The organism is Microcoleus sp. Pol12B3 (assembly GCF_036701355.1).
Classification (GTDB): domain Bacteria; phylum Cyanobacteriota; class Cyanobacteriia; order Cyanobacteriales; family Microcoleaceae; genus Microcoleus.
The window spans coordinates 26,718-43,707 of the sequence record NZ_JAUBQS010000051.1 but is presented as its reverse complement, the minus strand read 5'-3'; the positions used below and the strand labels follow the sequence as shown (position 1 = coordinate 43,707).

Below are 16,990 nucleotides of genomic sequence, written 5' to 3'. Positions count from 1 at the left end.
TCTACTGAGTATGCTTTCATTGGTATATTATTTTTAGTCGATTCTATTGTACCTCATAACATCCGGAAGTGCTGTAACTCCGGGTAGGTTTAGCAGTTTGGTCATTATGTTTTCAGAATTAACTTTGATACAAACTATTTACTAAAATTTTAGCCTAGTAAGTACGAAAGAGCCACAAATCTAGCTGCAAAAGTGCTAAACCTAAGCCACTGCTGGAACCAAGCCTTTGGGCGTGGGAAAATGATATGTTGGTAATGACGTACTGATGACAACAGCCGTTTTATTGAGGATCGGAATGATGGGCAACTATCACGTTCTGGTTTGGAGAGCAGTGGAGGAGGCGACTCCTTCACTGACTTTAACTATTGTGAACAAGGGATTGAAGGTGCTAGGGATGGAGCAGCAAAACGGTATTTCTGGGCAAGGGGAATCCGCCCCTAAAGAGGGAAAGCGTGGGGAGAATGCCCCCTCTACTATTGACGATGCACCTTGAGATAGCAAGTGGATTTCGATGAACCATGAATTAGAATTTCCATCCGCGACGGTCGGGGAGTATGTCAAAGCTGTCGAAATAGCCTCATCAAACAAACTACAAAAGGTACTTATGACGATCGCGCCACAGAAAAATTCTCCCCCCTCCTCCCCTTTCCCCAAGTCCTTCACTGTCCGGGCCTTGCGACTGAGCAAGCAATCTCACGCACTATTCTCCTTCAGCTATATCCTTTGGGGCTAATGGAAGTTTCCGTAATTTATCTTAACTATAAAACTCAAAACTCAAAACTCTTCACCAGCCCCTATCTCCCTTCAGACAGAGGAAAGCCTTCGTGATGTCCCTTATAATATATATAAGGTTAACTTCTAAGTACCCTTGTTAAAAATAAATTTTGCAAACAATAGGGGAAAAACTAATGAATAGTCAAGAAAACGCGAACCACACGGACAGCAAAAATCAAGTCACGCTACCAAAATCTAGGGAAATATTGCTCAGTGAGGAAACAGAAAAAGCCCTCGGTCAGCAAAAAAAAGAAGATGCTCAAACTATGCGCGCTGTAGAACAGTTAAAAGAAGAACTTCAGCACAAAATAGATGAAGAATGTCATCACAAGGTAGATTAAAACTAATAGGTTTTTTTGAGGGTGTGGGTAAAATGTGGTGTTGCCCACACTCGCCTTGGGAACGCAGAAGGCAGAATTAAATAAAAAAAATTAAAAGATTTTTTTATTACTTAAAAATTTTTGGGTGTATGGTAACCGGTACACCCAAGATTTTTTTTAACATAACTACTTCATTACAACCAGCATAAAAGGTACAAAAAAAATAAGTAGGAAAGTGGCAGTTGCTTCAAGACGGAAAATATCTGTTCCATATTCCCTATTCCATATTCCCTATTCCATTTGTTATTCGTTGTTTCTTCCTAGAGGTAGAGTGCAATGCAGTTCCTGGTTACCTATGATGAGTTTAAGTAAAAAATGTCAAATTAGATACACATAGGTACAAAACCATGAGCGTTGAAGATAGAGCAAAGGCAACTGGCAACAACATCGCAGGCGCTGCTCAAGAAGCCATAGGCAATGTTACTGGCGACCCGAAGGATAAAGCAGAAGGCAAAGCCAAGCAGGCCAAAGCTGAAGCTGGTCACGCGATCGAAGATGTAAAAGATGAGCTCAAAAAGAAACTAGACTAAGCTTCATACTAATTGAAAGGGTCGAGAAACCTGACCCTTTCAAGTATTCAACTTGTTTTCAGAACGGAGGAAAAAAGGTGAGTTTATTGCAGCAGAGTCGCAAAATAATTGCGGGCGTGCTATTAGTATTAATGCTGGCTATTACTACTGCCTGCGCGCCCAGCGTTTCAGCCCAAAAACCGAGTGATGTACCTGGAGCAATTGGTGGCAGTCAGGGTTATTACGCCCAGCTAGAACGTGGCAATACTGCAGCAGGTCAAGATTTTGGTCAATGGGTAACAAAGACGGCTCATGGCTTGGTTCAGGATGCTTACGTGCGCGACAATAACAAATTGGGAGTTGTAATCACCCCGCAAGTCCGCCCTAATGAAGTGAAAGATTTGGCGAAATCTTTAGCACAAGGTTTTCACCGCAATTTCCCAAATCAGGATATAAGTGTTTTAGTTTATGCTCCTGATAAAAAACTGATTTTGACCGCTAAGTACGACCAACAATCAAATCAGATTGAATACAAGTCTTGACCGGGTTAGCAAGCTTAAATGATAGCAGCATGGCGGTTTAATATTCCGCAGTTTTTTGAAAGCGAAACCATCTCAATTTAATACTGAACTGTTGTGTAGATTGGAAGAGAGTTACCATGAGTAGCAGCGATAATTACAAGCGTCAAATCATGAACGATTTAGCCCAGGGCGATCGAGAAATGATGCCGGAGACAACTGGTGAAGATTACGAAAACTTTGACGATTTTGCTCAGAGAACTTCGCCTGCTCAGCGCAAACAATTATTCGGGCGTTCCCTGAATCACGACTCCCTCCCGCCGGCGCAGTTGGAACCGGAATTGCAAAAGGCGATCGCCCAAATTAAGCCAAACGAACGCGACGATGTAGCGCGGGAATTCTTCAAGCATTTGGGCAAGAGAGGATTGGACGATCGCCAATTGGAAAAGCAGCTAGGACTTTCTACCCACCACGCCAGCCGCATGAATGCTGACGATGTTACCAAGCTGGCCTCGTTTACCTATCATAATCACCCAGATATTTTCCGAGAAGTGCTGGCAGAACAGCCGAGTTTGATGAAGTTTTTGGGAAATCCAATTGTTGCTGGTATTTTGGGAATAGTTGCGGCTAAATGGCTCAACAACCGCAAATAATCTCCGGTTCAGCCAAGCCTAAAAGCGGATAATACCTGCAGCAAATAAAAGGACGAGCGCCCAGGCGCTCGTCCTTTTATCTTTTATATATATCTACTCCTGTAAAATAACCGCGATCGCGTTTCTAGTGAGGAATTTAGTTCTCATAAGATGCTGAGGACTCAATTCCTCATTACAAACCTTTTTGATTGCGGTAGTTCGAGGAGACATAATACTTAATAAATCCCGATGATTGAAATCTTAATTATTGCACTCGTAGCTGTTAGAGAGATTAACATCCCTTGGTAATTACCGACTACGAATTACCGAGTGCCAATGCCTAATTATTGGTCAAAGCTAAAAATAGCTCGACAGCAGTCAACAGCAGTATACCTGACACTCCGCAAAATTAAATGTACGATTAAGTGTTGCCGTGAATCAGAAAAAAAAGATGAACGTATCCACTATTTGGCGAAAACTCCGCAGCCAGCAAGCCCTGTGCTTTGCTGCACTCCTAGTAGGTTGCCTGGTATTTATCGGTTGTTCCCCCGCCCAGTCAGCGGCTGGCAATTCAGTCGATCCCAAGTTGAAAGAGCAAGTCTTGCAGATTATCCGCGAAAACCCGCAAGTAATTTTAGAGTCGGTACAAGCGTACCAGCAACAGCAGCAGCAGTCTCTCAAAGCAGCGCAGCAGTCATTTTTGCAGGAGATGAAAACTAATCCCAAATCTGCTATTGGAGATTCTCCGAGTACGGGCTCACCTTCCCAGCAAATTGTACTTTTAGAGTTCTCTGACTTTCAATGTCCGTTTTGCGCGCGCGCTCACGATACTGTCAAGCAGTTTATGGCAAAACACCAAGACAAAGTTACTTTAGCTTACAAGCATTTTCCCTTGACTTCAATTCACCCTCAAGCCCTGCCAGCAGCTAAAGCAGCTTGGGCTGCCCAACAACAGGGGAAATTTTGGGAATATTACAGCGCTTTGTTTGAAGGGCAGAAAGAGTTAGGCGAACCATTGTACGGATCGATCGCCCAAAAGCTCAATCTAAAATTAGATAAATTCAACACAGATCGCAACAGCCCCGCCGCCGAAGCCGCCATTGCCAAAGACGTGCAACTCGCTCAACAACTGGGCATTGAAGGCACTCCATTTTTTATTATGAACGGCCAAACTTTCTCCGGGGCGATCGAGCTTTCTGAGATGGAAAGCATTCTCGCCTCTGTCTCGAAATAAGAAAGCCCACCTGAATAAACAGAACAGAGCCCCGATTTCTTAAAGAAGTCGGGGCTCGAATGCGCGATCGGGTTGATAGCTATATTTACTGACTAATTTTTGCGATTGGGAACAAATTTGCTCCTTGTGTTGTCTTAGTAAGACTCTAAGCTGCTTATGACTTAAGCCTTATATCTTGCCTTTTACAAGCTTTCCCAAACCTAGCTAGTGGATTCAAATAATTATTTGTCAATACTAATTTGAATTCTTTTGGCAAGACGATCGTCGCTTTTAAGCTCCATTTCCTTTGCATCTACGAGGAAAATCGATCATGGAAAAAATTACGCAAATAGTTGTCATTGACCCAACCGTTGAAGATTATCAAAGCCTTGCACCAAGCCCCGAACCAAGGAAAGAGATATTTATACTCGATCGGGCGGGGGATGGAGTCGAGCAAATTACAGAGTTATTAGCTAGCTACACCGATCTGGACGCCGTTCACATTGTTTCTCACGGCGGGCCTGGAAATTTGCAACTGGGGTCAATTCAGCTAAATTCTGACAACCTAGACGAATACGGCGATCGACTTCAGCAGTGGAAAAAGGCTTTAGCCCCTAACGCCGATATCCTCCTGTACGGTTGCAACGTGGCTGCAGAAATCGCCCCACCGATAGCAGGGCGATCGTTCTTGCAGCGCCTCAATCAACTCACAGGTGCAGACATTGCCGCCTCCAAAAACCTGACAGGAAGTGCTGCATTAGGCGGTGACTGGGATTTAGAAGTAACAATTGGTTCGATTGAAACACCTTTGGCATTCACCCAAGAGGCGATCGCAAGTTACGATCGTGTTTTAAATACTTTCGCAGTCACCAGCACCAACGACTCCGGCTTAGGATCGCTGCGAGATGCCATTACCCAAGCGAATGCTACTGCAGGCCCAGATATTATTGACCTGACTGGCATTACTGGCACAATTACCCTTGCTACGACACTGCCAACTATTAATGAAAGCCTGAGTCTGAACGGCCCTGGGGCAGCCAACCTGACAGTCAGCGGTAACAGCGCAGTGCAGATACTTAACACTAATACCGGCCCTGTTAGCATTTCTAACCTCATCTTTGCTAACGGGACTGGTGGCATTAATAACGCCTTTGGTGTCACCCTGAACCTTACAAACGTTACCTTCTCCGCCAATGTCGCTGGGGCAGGAGGTGCTCTCTTCAACAATGGCGGCACGGTGACCATCACGAGTTCTACGTTTACTGCCAATACCGCTACTGCTTTCGGCGGCGGCGCGATCAGGCAGGGTGGCGGTATTTTAAACATTGTTGGCAGCACTTTCACCGAAAACACAGCGACGGCAGCTAGCCAAGGCGGTGGTGCCATCCTGATCGATAGCGGTACAGTAAACATTACTGGCAGCACGTTTAATGGCAATAGTTCTCAAAACACCGACGGTGGCGGCGCGATCTACCACCGAGGCGGGAGCGAACTCTTGAGCATTGCTGACAGCACTTTCACTAACAACATTTCGGCGGCTGATGGCGGTGCGATCAGAAACGATGCCCAGCCATTAAGTGTCTCCAGCAGCACGTTTAACAGCAATCGGGCTGCACAAAATGGCGGCGGCATTGTCAACAGCGGCGCGGCAACGATTACCAACAGCACGTTTTCTGCGAACACGGCAACTAACTTTGGCGCGATCAGAAATGGTGGCACGCTGGATCTGAGAAGCAGCACTCTTACTCTCAATAGTGCAACGAACCAAGGCGGCGGCATCTTCAATACCTTGACGGCAAATGTCCGCAACACCATCATTGCTGGGAATACGGCTCCGTTAAACCCCGATGTAGACGGCACATTTACAAGTGAGGGCAATAACTTAATTGGCAACGGTACTGGTGCTGGCTTCACAAACGGTGTTAAGGGCGATCTAGTAGGCACTGCTGGCACTCCCATCAATCCGAATCTCGCCGCGCTGGCAAATAACGGCGGCCCCACGCAAACCCACGCGCTGAATGTAGGTAGTCCCGCGATCGAGGCGGGTAACAGCGCGATCGCACCTGCTACGGATCAGCGTGGCTTAACTCGGCCTTCTGGCAGTGCTGTTGACATCGGCGCTTTTGAAGTACAGCAGATTGTCAGCATCACCGCGCCGGATAATTCAGCCGCTGAAACTCCTATCGATCCAGGCACTTTCCGTGTCAGCCGCAGTGATAGCACAGTCGGTAATTTGACGGTGAATCTCGCCATTGATGGCAGTAGTACCGCTGTTGCTGCTGACTACAATCTGGGCAGTACCTTTCCCGTCACTATTCCCAACGGGCAAAGCTTTGTGGATGTGATTCTGACTCCGGTTGATGACGCAATACCGGAGGTTGCAGAAACGCTGCGGTTGAATTTGGGAAATGGGAATTATGCGATCGCACCGGCCAGCAGCAATGCTACGGTGACTATTGCAGCCAATGACTCGATTGCTTATGCGATCGCACTCACAACTCCAGCCACAGGTTCCTTAACTGAAGGCAACTCCGGCACTCAACCCGTCACTTTCACCGTAACTCGCAGCGGCGGCACGGGGGTAGCGAGTACAGTAAATTATGCGATCGCTGGTACCGCGAGCAACGGCGCAGACTACAATAATATCAATGCTGCCGGGGGTACTACCGCTACAGGGACGATCGCCTTTGCCGCCAACGAAACAACTAAAACTATTGCTGTGGATGTCTTGGGCGAAACCGCAGTTGAACCTGACGAGACAATTACCGTCACCCTCAGCAACCCAAATTTGACCGCAGCGCCGGAAAGTTCGACTATCACCACCAGCACCGCCACTGCTACGATCGCCAATGATGACAGCCCTAGTATCTCGATCGGTGATGTAGTTGTTACCGAGGGCAATACGGGTACTGCTAGCGCCACCTTTACTGCCACTCTCTCAGCAGCTTCTAGCTTGCCCGTCACCGTCAATTACGTCACCTCAGACGGTACTGCTAACACTGCTGATAGCGATTACGCGGCGACCACAGGCAGCGTCATCTTCAATGCCGGGGAAACGACAAAAACCATTACTGTTGCTGTCAACGGCGATTCTAAGTTTGAAACTGACGAAACATTTAACGTCAACCTCAGCACCGCTGTCAATGCGACTATCACTAAAGCGACGGGCATAGGTACGATCGTAAATGACGACTTGGAGTCACCAACTCCGACACCAACACCGACACCGACTCCAACGCCGACTCCAACGCCGACTCCGACGCCGACTCCGACGCCGACTCCAACGGAAACTCCGACACCGACTCCGACTCCGACTCCAACTCCAACGGAAACTCCGACACCGACTCCGACTCCGACTCCAACGGAAACTCCGACTCCGACTCCAACGGAAACTCCGACTCCAACTCCAACGGAAACTCCGACTCCGACTCCGACTCCAACTCCAACGGAAACTCCGACACCGACTCCGACTCCAACTCCAACGGAAACTCCGACTCCGACTCCGACTCCAACTCCAACGGAAACTCCGACTCCGACTCCGACTCCGACTCCAACGGAAACACCGACTCCGACGCCAACTCCAACGGAAACTCCGACTCCAACTCCGACTCCAACTCCGACTCCGACTCCAACGGAAACTCCAACGGAAACTCCAACTCCGACGCCAACTCCGACTCCGACTCCGACGCCAACTCCGACTCCGACTCCGACGCCAACTCCAACTCCGACTCCGACTCCGACTCCGACGCCAACTCCGACGCCAACTCCGACGCCAACTCCGACTCCAACTCCGACGCCAACTCCAGAAACTCAAGACGAAGATTGCATTTGCAAGCAGATAACCTTTCCCAGCCAGACTGGTATTCGCGGCCCCAACCAAACAAATACCACCACCAACGGTACAGAAAGCGACGACATTCTGGAGGGTTCGATTACCAATGACAATATCGACGGCTTAAATGGTAACGACTTGGAGGTTGGCTTCACTGGCAATGACAATATTTATGGCGGATCTTACCTCAGCATCGATCTAGGAAATACAACCATTCTTCCCTCTGCCAAAGATAGCGACGTGCTGTTTGGCAATGAGGGCGATGATTACCTCAACGGGGGTGCTAAAGATGATTTAATTTTTGCGGGCGAGAACGAAGATGTTGCTTACGGTGGCAAAGATGATGACATAATTTTTGGAGACAAACAGAGCGATACTTTAATTGGGGATGAGGGTAACGACACATTATACGGTGGTACTCTTAACTCTTTAGATATCGATTCTACAGGTCGCGATTTGCTATTTGGCCTCAGTGGCGATGATTACCTGAACGGGCAAGAAGCCGAAGATTCGCTTTCTGGCGGTAATGGAAACGATACAGTGCGTGGCGGCAAGGGTGATGATTTGGCCCTAGGAGACTTGGGCAACGACGTACTGTTTGGGGATGAGGGCAGCGATACTCTCTGTGGTGGCGACGGAGAAGATACTATGTACGGGGATATTGGCAGCCCTTTGGCGATCGGCTCCGCTGGCGCTCAAGACCAGATGTGTGGTGGTTTGGGCAACGATTTGTTGTTTGGCAATGAAGGTCAGGATACCGTCAACGGTGATGCTGGAAACGATACTCTGTATGGCGGCAAGGATGAAGACAGTTTACTGGGTAGTGCTGGGGACGATTGGTTATTTGGAGATGAGGGGAATGATACTTTGATTGGAGGTACTGGGGACGATCGATTTATCTTAGGTATCGACAACGGCCCCGAGATTATTTTAGACTTTCAAGATGGTCGCGATGCGATCGGCTTGACAGGCGGTTTAAGTTTCTCCCAACTGAGCATTACTGTAGAAAATAATTCTACTTCGATCCGAGTTACCAGTTCCGGTCAACTGTTAGCAACTCTCAGCAATGTGTCAACAGGCCTGATTAATGTTGCAGATTTTGCAATCCTGTAAGTAGTTCAACCAAATGATATCAAGTCCGATGCAAGATGCAATCGGACTTGATATGAGTCAAAATATACGATCGCCTTTTTCAAAATTTAATTTTTTCTGAACTAGATGAGCTTACTTATTAAGTGGGCTGATCTAACCATCATAAGTTTGTAGTGAGGTTCAGTCCTTTCTTAAATCTTTGAGCCAATAAGGACTAAAGTCATCACTACAAACCACTTTGATTATGGGTAATTCACCGGACACGATCGATTTTTTGATTAAACAGCCGCCAACTCTGGAGTCGGGCGCTTGCTGTGGCGGATACCCTCGATCGCCGCTGCGTAATCATTCGCCTTAAACACAGCAGAACCAGCGACGATCGCATTTGCGCCCGCCTCCAGAACCTGCCAAGTATTGTTCCCCTTCAAACCGCCATCTACTTCAATCCAAGGATCGAGGCCCTTGTCGTCGCACATTTTGCGTAACTGACGAATTTTCGGCAAAACAGCCGGGATAAAACTTTGACCGCCAAAGCCGGGATTGACGCTCATAATCAGCACCAAATCGCAAAGTTCCAGCACGTACTCGATCAACTCCAGCGGCGTAGAAGGATTCAGAACCACACCAGCCATTTTGCCCAATTCCCGAATTTGGCCGAGGGTGCGGTGCAAGTGAGGGGAAGCATTATGCTCGGCGTGAACCGAAATAATGTCAGCACCAGCCTTAGCGAAGTCCTCGACGTACTTCTCCGGCTCCACAATCATCAAGTGGACATCGATCACCTTGGTAGTAACCGGGCGAATTGCCTCAACAATCAGCGGCCCGATAGTAATATTAGGAACAAAGCGACCGTCCATCACATCTACGTGAATCCAGTCAGCCCCAGCTCGATCGACCGCCTGAATCTCTTCTCCAAGACGGCTAAAATCGGCTGATAATATGGATGGAGCAATAACAATTGATTTTTGGGATTGGGTCATGGCTAAGTCTGTTCTCCTGTCTGCTGTGCTGTATCCAGTTTATCAAAATACGGGTCTCCGGGTCGAAAAGTTGCCAACGATCGGTCGCGAGATTGGGAGGGCAGAAAAATTTTGCCTCTGACAGACAAGTTTTGCGATCGCGCCCCAGCCCAGCTCTGGGAATTTTGGTTTAGGATATAAATTTTCCCTCTAACAAATAACTTGTGTGCAAAATCTGACCTTCTGCAAATTTTGAGTAGCGAATTATGAAAAAAACAGATCCCTTAGAAAATCCTGAACTCGATCGTGCCAGTCTGTTTGTATTAATGATCCCAGTCATCGGCTTTTTCCCGGCCCTGTGGACTCTTTACCGCCGTCAGGGCAGCCCCGAACGCAAAGCGGTCAGCCGCTTGGCAATTGCCCTTGCTTTTAGTTGGCTTTTAGGACATATTCTTTTAGAAGCTGGAGCGATTTCTGCGGAATCTCCGACACTTCCCATGTTATTAATGAGTAGCCTGCTAACAACCAGCTATTTCATCGTTGCTCTGGGACTGATGGTTCGCCTCTGGAAGCGTCAACCCCTATGGTTGCCCGGAATTAGCCGCGTAGCCGAGCAAGTAGTGGGCAAACATTTATCATAATTTAGGGTTCTTTTAAGCCCCTACGGTATTGATTGATTGCGTCTTCAGCTTGATACTACATATTGCCATTATCTTTTTTTATTTTTGTTGTGTGTGAGGAAGCCAGTGCCAGCTCAAAAAATTCCTAATCAAGACCCTATCCAACAATCAACTGCTCAACCTTCAACCAAAAAATCTTCCCAGCCCCATCGAGGCCGCTGGCTGGGTTTTGGTTTTGGTTTGGCTGGAGTAGCCATGCTCTCAGCCACAGCCGGAGCGTTGCTAGCGGTGTCCCTTTCCACAACGCCGCTTCAGCAACAAAAGTTGAGCCCTGAAGAAGCAGCAGTATTTTCTCAAGGCGACATGGCAAAGCTCAACATGAAGATGCCGGAGCTGACTCGCCCAGTTAATATTTTAGTTTTAGGACTTAAAGTTCTGAGTTCAGACATTGACGGTCATGCCGATAAGGAGCAGGGATACGAGGTGTGGCAGAACTCTTTCAAGGGGTTAACCGATACCATGCTGTTGGTCAGGTTTGACCCTCAAAATAAAAAGTTAAGCGTGCTTTCCATTCCGCGAGATACCCGCACCTATGTGGAAGGTAGGGGCGAGGTGAAAATAAACGAAGCTAATTACTACGGTGGCCCGGCTTCGTCAGCCAAGTCAGTCAGCGCACTCTTGGGCGGGGTGGGAATTGACCGCTATGTCACAGTCAATATTCAAGGCATCAAAAGCTTGGTCGATGCACTTGGTGGCATTACTATTAATGTCCCTAAAGACATGAAGTATACCGATGAAAGCCAGCATTTATATATAAATTTAAAGGCTGGCAAGCAGAAACTCAACGGCGAACAAATCGTGCAATACTTGCTTTATAGGCACGACGATTTGGGCGATATTGGGCGGGTGCAGCGCCAGCAATTGTTGATGCGGGCTTTTGTGGAACAGGAAGTTAATGTAGGTTTGCTGTCACGCTTGCCGAAGATTTTGTCGGTGATTCAGTCTCACCTTGATACCAATTTGAGTATAGAAGAATTGGTGGCTTTAGCTGGTTTTGCTACTCAAACCGATCGCGCTAGCGTGCAGATGTTGATGGTTCCCGGCAAGTTCAGCGATGCGAAAGATTACAAGGCGAGTTTTTGGTTGCCAGACCAATATGGCATCGAAACTATGGTGGCGGAACATTTTGACTTCGGCCAGAATACTTGGACAATTGAGAATGCTGATGCGACTTTTCTGAAGGTGGCGATTCAAGATAGTACCGGCGATCGATCTGCTGTTGAAGCTTTTGTCAATAATTTGACTCAAGCCGGTTATCGGAATGTTCAGGTTTATAAAGCTTGGCCCGAACCGCTGGAGGTAACTACTCTAGTAGCTCAACAGGGCGATATTAAAGGTGCTCAAGCAATTCGCCAGTTTTTGGGTTTTGGAGATGTGCTGGTTGAGAGTACCGGTGCTTTGCAGTCAGACGTGACAATCAGATTGGGTAAGGATTGGTTGGAGAAAAAGGCTCAGTCCGGCGGGGCGGCTAAGTCTTTTTAAACTGGATTTTAACTGGGGTATTTGTAGGGACACAGCAATGCTGTGTCCTCTTATTTTGTGTTGATAGAAATGGAGGCGATCGCTTTTTTGTCGATTTACTGATACTATCTTTTTTGGTGATGATGGATCGCGATCCCAATACCGATACTTCCCTCCGCAATCTGAACTGAAACAATAATCAACGAGGGAAAGCTTAAAATATTTTATAAAGGTAGAGTTGATGCACAAGAGTCCTAAAATAGACCGACAGCGAGAACATCAGGCAAATGAACGCACCTTTCTTGCATGGTTACGAACTTCACTCTCTTTAATTGGTTTTGGGTTGGCGATCAGTCGGTTCAGTTTATTTCTCCGTCAATTTCAAGCTACAGTGACTCAGCAAGAAGTTTCCTCCCCTCCCTTCTTCAACTCAGAAACTTTAGGGCTGAGTCTGGTCGTTTTTGGAATTGCGGTCATTGCCTTAGCAGCATGGCGTTATAATCGAGTTTTCTGGCAAATTGAGCGAGGTGATTATCGCCCAAATCGTGTGCTAGTTGGGATTCTGACTGGAGTTGTAATGATTTTAGGAACGTTAAGCATTCCGTTGTTGCTATGGCGCGATCGCGGAAATATAGCTCCCACTTCAACTCCTAAAAACTCTCAATTCTAAGTTAACCCTATCGCTTAGCTAAAGTTAAAATAACCGCAACCATATCATCAAGCTTTTGTGCATCTAGATTGTCTATGGTGTTCGAGAGATGGGGAGAGATTCTGATGGGGAGAGGAGTTGACAATTTTGGTTTTTTTTGATAAATATACAAAATTTAAATGCAGTACAAATTACAAGCGAAAGCAAGTGAAATGAAGCCATCGCACCCACAACCAACCTAAAAAACTCCCCACAAAATAAGAGATAAAATCTGACCAACTAAAGTGATTTCCCAAAATCAGCCTTCCGGGTAAAGTAGCTCGCATTGCTTGTAAAAACAGAGGTGTCCACAGTTGGAGAAACTCTACTCCGCAGGTAGCTAGACACACAGCTACAGCCGCCCTAATTTGCGAAAATCGCGGCAAGATCAGAACTACCAGCAAAATCCAAAATACCTCATAAGCTATGCTCCCAAAAGAGTCGTTGAACCATTCCGGTGCAGGGCCGCGAGAAAATCTCACTACGTAACCTAAAGGGATAATCACGATTATACTGATGAGCAGGGCAATTCGATATTTAAAAAAACGGCGATCGGGAGAAATTGGGGAATTCATTAACTTTGAGACAGGTTGTTTCGTTCACTTTAACGCTTTTGCTGTAGTATGGCTTCAACTCTCCCAACAGTGACATGAGATGAATGATTACATCGATATTTACTGTGAACGTAACATGGCGGGTTTATGGAGTGAACCACTAAATGCTATATCTAATATTTCTTTCCTCATTGCAGCATGGGCTATTTTTTAATTGGCTCGGCGACAGCAAAAAGTAGCCACGGGTATTTGGATATTGATTACTTTAGCCACCAGTATTGGTATTGGAAGTGCGCTATTTCATACATTTGCGACAGAATGGGCAAGATTACTAGATGTGATTCCTATTATGCTGTTTCAGCTTGGGTTTTTATGGCTCTATAGCCGTCAAGTAGTTAGAATGAAATATGGATATGCAGGAGGATTGCTCGTAGGATTTTTCTTGACCAGCAACTTCAGCAATAAATTTACAAATGTTATCAACGGTTCTCTCTCTTATGCTCCTGCATTTTTGGTGCTATTAGGGCTTGGAGTATATCACTATCAGCAGCAAAAGCGTGAGCGATTTGTTCTATTAGCAGCATCGGGGGTATTCCTGTTAGCCCTTACATTCCGAACTCTCGATCAGGCGGTTTGTCCTTACTTTTCAACTGGCACCCATTTTATTTGGCATCTTTGTAATGGTATGTTGCTGTACTTATCAGCAAGATCATTAATCCTAAACAGCCCTATGATTGACTAGGGAGCTATTAATGTTAAAATCAGAATTAGCCAAAGTCTTAGCAAAGCTGCTTCACTGCTATAAGGTTAATGGCGATCACCCACAGGTAAGCTCAGTATAAACGCTGTTTGACCACGTATGGCAGCATCTAGTTTGATATCGCCGCCGTGAGCCCATGCAATTTCTCTTGCTAAACTTAGCCCCAATCCGGATCCTTCGATTTTTTGGATCTGAGTGGAGTCACCGCGATGGAATCGCTCAAAAATACGATCGCGCTCGCTCAAAGAAATATCCTGAGAACTATTGACAATTTTCACAATTACTCTTTTTCCCTGACAGTTAGCCTGTAACCTGAGCCAACCCTCCGGTAAATTATATTTAATCGCATTACCAACCAGATTTTGCACAACCTGCACCAGCAAATCGCGATCGCCCTTGATATATAAATTAGGAGCAATTGCCATTTCCACATCTAAATGCGGTGCTAGCAGTTCCATATCTTCTGCAATTTCCGATAGCAAAGCCGACATATTCACCTCAACCAAATGTAAACCCATACGTCCGGCATCGGCGTGAGAAAGTAAGAGAAGTTTACGGGTTATTTCACTCAAACGGCGCACTTCATCCAATAAATTACTCAGCGTCTGCTGCACCTCAGAACCAGATTCAACTTGATGCAAAGCCCGTTCTAGTTGGCCTTGCAAAATCGCCAGCGGAGTCTTTAATTCGTGGGCGGCATCTCCACTAAAACGAGAAGCTTGTTTAAAACTTCGTTCTAGACGTTCTAACATCTGATTGAACACAAAAATTAATTCTACAAACTCTATATCGGTTGCTCCGTCAGGGACGCGCCGATCGAGTCCTTGTACGGTGACATTGCGAATTGCCATCGTGAGCCGCCCAATTGGATATAGAATACTCCGAGATATCACCCACGCTCCACCCGCCACGAGTAACAGCACTACGGGAATAGCAATTAGGAAGATATTACCAATTGATGCCATTTCCCGATCGATCCCTTGTAAGTTAACAGCGATTGCTATTTGAGTCTGAGGAGAATGAATCGCGCCCACACGCCAAACTGCCGTGCTAGTACGCTGGGTTGCTAGTTTAGCTTTGAAAATTCGAGGAAAATCAGGTCGCTCGAATTGAGGAGGTCGATCGCGCGGGGGTCTTCTTTCTCTCGGTGAAAATGAATCGGGTCGATCGGGAGGTGGTGGATAGGGAGGTGGTGGATAGGGTGGAGGAGGAGGTTCTAATTGAAAAGGTATTCTGGCACGATCGGGAGGGGGTTGGGGCAGCGATCGCCATAATGAATTAGCATCAATTCCATCTTGCCACTGGCTCGATCGGTAGAGCAAATTACCATCTCTATCAGTCACCAGCAAAGCTGCGGTTGTTTCCCCATCATTCATGCCCAAAACTGATGGCAAAGAATCACTATAAGCACCCCATTGGGTCGATTGCGGGCGGGTAGATTGGATTAACTGATTCTTGATTTCAGCATCAAGACGTTTGACTTTAGCATCGTAAATCAACCACCACGAAACAATACTAAAGCCAATCAAAGCAATACTTGCTAGAACAGCAGATGATAGAGCAATGCGAAAGCGAAAAGATTGCAATTTCACGATGGGGAATCGGGTTTGCGAAACCGATAGCCAACGCCGCGCACGCTCTCAACCCATCCTGTACCGCCGATCGGTTCAATTTTCTTGCGAATGCGTTGAATACATACATCTACCACATTCGTATTCGGATTAAAATCATAACCCCAAATATGTTCGAGGATTTGTGTGCGGGTGAGTACCCTACCGGGCGATCGCATCAGATATTCCAAAAGATTAAACTCGCGGCTTGTAAGTTCTACCGCATGGCGATCGCAAGTGACTTCTCGCAGAATGCGATCGAGCTTAACAGGGCCAACACTCAGAATATTTTGCCCACCGCCCGAAGCACGCCGCACTACAGCATAAATCCGAGCAACTAACTCCTCAACAAAAAACGGTTTAGCCAAATAGTCATCAGCACCGAGATGTAACCCTTCAATGCGATCGTCTAGTTCATTGCGAGCAGTTAATAAAATCACAGGTACGTTGCGTCCAGCCTTTCGCAGATGTTTGAGAATAGATAATCCGTCTTTTCCCGGCAAAACAATATCAAGTACGATCGCATCGTATTCATTATCCATCGCCCGCCCATAGCCATCATTGCCATTATCGCAATAATCCACCACAAAGCCTTGTTCTTTCAAGCCCATACAAACAAAATTGGCAATTTTTTCTTCATCTTCAACGTATAGAACATTCATAGATTTACCTATTCGGTTGCGATTATACCGCCATCAGGCCTTTACTTAAATTACAAAACTGTAATCTATTCGGAATGTTGCAGGTAATGTTGTGGGAGTTTGATGTAGTTATAAACATTTTTAGGTCGGCGATCGTAACTATCATGAAAATTACTTCACTGCTGGCATTACCTGCTACAGCCTTGCTGCTGGGATTTAGCAACTTGACTTTTCCCGATCGAACTACCACTAATTCTAATACTGTACTAGCCCAGAGCCAGCCCGATCCCAATCAAGAGCGCAGACATCCGCCCCGTATAGATTTTGCCGCTGCTGCCAAACAATTAGGAGTTACCGAAGCCGAGTTAATCGAAGCTTTGGGCCTACCCCCCAAACCGCCGGAACCACCAAGTGAAAATAATCGCCCGCCCAACCCACCGCCCCCTCCTCGTTTAGATATTCCCGGTGCAGCGAAAAAGTTGGGAGTCACCGAAGCAGAGTTGATTAAAATTCTGGGCATTCCACCGCGCCCACCGGGCGATCGTAATTTACCTCAAAATTCGGAAAAACGCTAATTTCTCCACATTACAAAACTGTAATCCTAGGACAGGGATAAATGTCATATTCAACCAACTTAATGATTGTAGAGACTAAATCAAAGGCCGATTGAGAATTCATTTCTTTAGC

The 16,990-nt window shown here is 46.5% G+C and carries 16 protein-coding genes; 12 read left to right on the top strand and 4 right to left on the bottom strand.

Annotated elements, in window-relative coordinates:
• Positions 1–265 precede the first annotated feature (265 nt).
• The 7 genes from QUA53_RS21970 to QUA53_RS21940 all read left to right on the top strand — a co-directional run bounded on the left by QUA53_RS21970 (position 266) and on the right by QUA53_RS21940 (position 8,971).
• On the top strand, positions 266–493 hold the full coding sequence (locus QUA53_RS21970) for a hypothetical protein (protein ID WP_333099761.1): 228 nt from the start codon (positions 266–268) through the stop codon (positions 491–493).
• Positions 494–908: 415 nt separating this feature from the next.
• Complete coding sequence (locus tag QUA53_RS21965) at positions 909–1,115, top strand: hypothetical protein (RefSeq protein ID WP_333068742.1); 207 nt, start codon at positions 909–911, stop codon at positions 1,113–1,115.
• Between the two features lie 386 nt (positions 1,116–1,501).
• Positions 1,502–1,684, top strand: a complete 183-nt coding sequence (locus tag QUA53_RS21960; protein ID WP_333099762.1) for a CsbD family protein — start codon at positions 1,502–1,504, stop codon at positions 1,682–1,684.
• Between the two features lie 77 nt (positions 1,685–1,761).
• The gene (locus QUA53_RS21955; protein WP_333099763.1) at positions 1,762–2,205 is read left to right on the top strand and encodes a hypothetical protein; all 444 of its coding nucleotides are present in this window, start codon (positions 1,762–1,764) and stop codon (positions 2,203–2,205) included.
• Between the two features lie 116 nt (positions 2,206–2,321).
• Entirely contained in the window at positions 2,322–2,834 is a 513-nt protein-coding gene (locus QUA53_RS21950) for a hypothetical protein (protein WP_333099765.1), read from the top strand.
• Positions 2,835–3,264: 430 nt separating this feature from the next.
• A complete protein-coding gene (locus tag QUA53_RS21945) occupies positions 3,265–4,047 on the top strand; it encodes a DsbA family protein (protein ID WP_333099766.1) in 783 nt (260 codons plus the stop codon).
• Between the two features lie 310 nt (positions 4,048–4,357).
• Positions 4,358–8,971, top strand: coding sequence for a DUF4347 domain-containing protein (locus QUA53_RS21940; protein WP_333099768.1), 4,614 nt, complete (start codon positions 4,358–4,360; stop codon positions 8,969–8,971).
• 257 nt (positions 8,972–9,228) lie between these two features.
• On the opposite strand, the gene rpe is transcribed toward QUA53_RS21940, so the two are convergent.
• On the bottom strand, positions 9,229–9,930 hold the full coding sequence (rpe, locus tag QUA53_RS21935) for a ribulose-phosphate 3-epimerase (protein ID WP_015179568.1): 702 nt from the start codon (positions 9,928–9,930) through the stop codon (positions 9,229–9,231).
• Positions 9,931–10,175: 245 nt separating this feature from the next.
• On the opposite strand from rpe, the gene QUA53_RS21930 reads away from it, so the two are divergent.
• From QUA53_RS21930 to QUA53_RS21920, 3 genes are all read left to right on the top strand, one after another.
• The gene (locus QUA53_RS21930; protein ID WP_015179569.1) at positions 10,176–10,550 is read left to right on the top strand and encodes a hypothetical protein; all 375 of its coding nucleotides are present in this window, start codon (positions 10,176–10,178) and stop codon (positions 10,548–10,550) included.
• A gap of 105 nt (positions 10,551–10,655) precedes the next feature.
• Positions 10,656–12,071 carry an LCP family protein gene (locus QUA53_RS21925; RefSeq protein WP_333099769.1) on the top strand — a complete coding sequence of 472 codons (1,416 nt, stop codon included), beginning with the start codon at positions 10,656–10,658 and terminating at the stop codon, positions 12,069–12,071.
• Between the two features lie 220 nt (positions 12,072–12,291).
• Positions 12,292–12,720 (top strand): DUF202 domain-containing protein, encoded by a 429-nt coding sequence (locus tag QUA53_RS21920; RefSeq protein ID WP_333099771.1) that lies wholly within the window; start codon positions 12,292–12,294, stop codon positions 12,718–12,720.
• Between the two features lie 170 nt (positions 12,721–12,890).
• Here QUA53_RS21920 and QUA53_RS21915 read toward each other — a convergent pair whose 3' ends face one another.
• Positions 12,891–13,313 carry a DUF2809 domain-containing protein gene (locus QUA53_RS21915; protein WP_333099773.1) on the bottom strand — a complete coding sequence of 141 codons (423 nt, stop codon included), beginning with the start codon at positions 13,311–13,313 and terminating at the stop codon, positions 12,891–12,893.
• Positions 13,314–13,506: 193 nt separating this feature from the next.
• Between QUA53_RS21915 and QUA53_RS21910 the strand changes: the two genes are divergently transcribed.
• Positions 13,507–14,034 carry a hypothetical protein gene (locus tag QUA53_RS21910; RefSeq protein ID WP_333099774.1) on the top strand — a complete coding sequence of 176 codons (528 nt, stop codon included), beginning with the start codon at positions 13,507–13,509 and terminating at the stop codon, positions 14,032–14,034.
• A gap of 65 nt (positions 14,035–14,099) precedes the next feature.
• On the opposite strand, the gene QUA53_RS21905 is transcribed toward QUA53_RS21910, so the two are convergent.
• Together QUA53_RS21905 and QUA53_RS21900 are read right to left on the bottom strand one after the other, a co-directional pair.
• On the bottom strand, positions 14,100–15,644 hold the full coding sequence (locus QUA53_RS21905) for an ATP-binding protein (RefSeq protein WP_333099776.1): 1,545 nt from the start codon (positions 15,642–15,644) through the stop codon (positions 14,100–14,102).
• Entirely contained in the window at positions 15,641–16,324 is a 684-nt protein-coding gene (locus tag QUA53_RS21900; protein WP_333034626.1) for a response regulator transcription factor, read from the bottom strand. The genes QUA53_RS21905 and QUA53_RS21900 overlap by 4 nt, the downstream gene beginning before the upstream one ends.
• A 143-nt stretch (positions 16,325–16,467) precedes the next feature.
• On the opposite strand from QUA53_RS21900, the gene QUA53_RS21895 reads away from it, so the two are divergent.
• On the top strand, positions 16,468–16,878 hold the full coding sequence (locus tag QUA53_RS21895; RefSeq protein WP_333099778.1) for a hypothetical protein: 411 nt from the start codon (positions 16,468–16,470) through the stop codon (positions 16,876–16,878).
• Positions 16,879–16,990 lie beyond the last annotated feature (112 nt).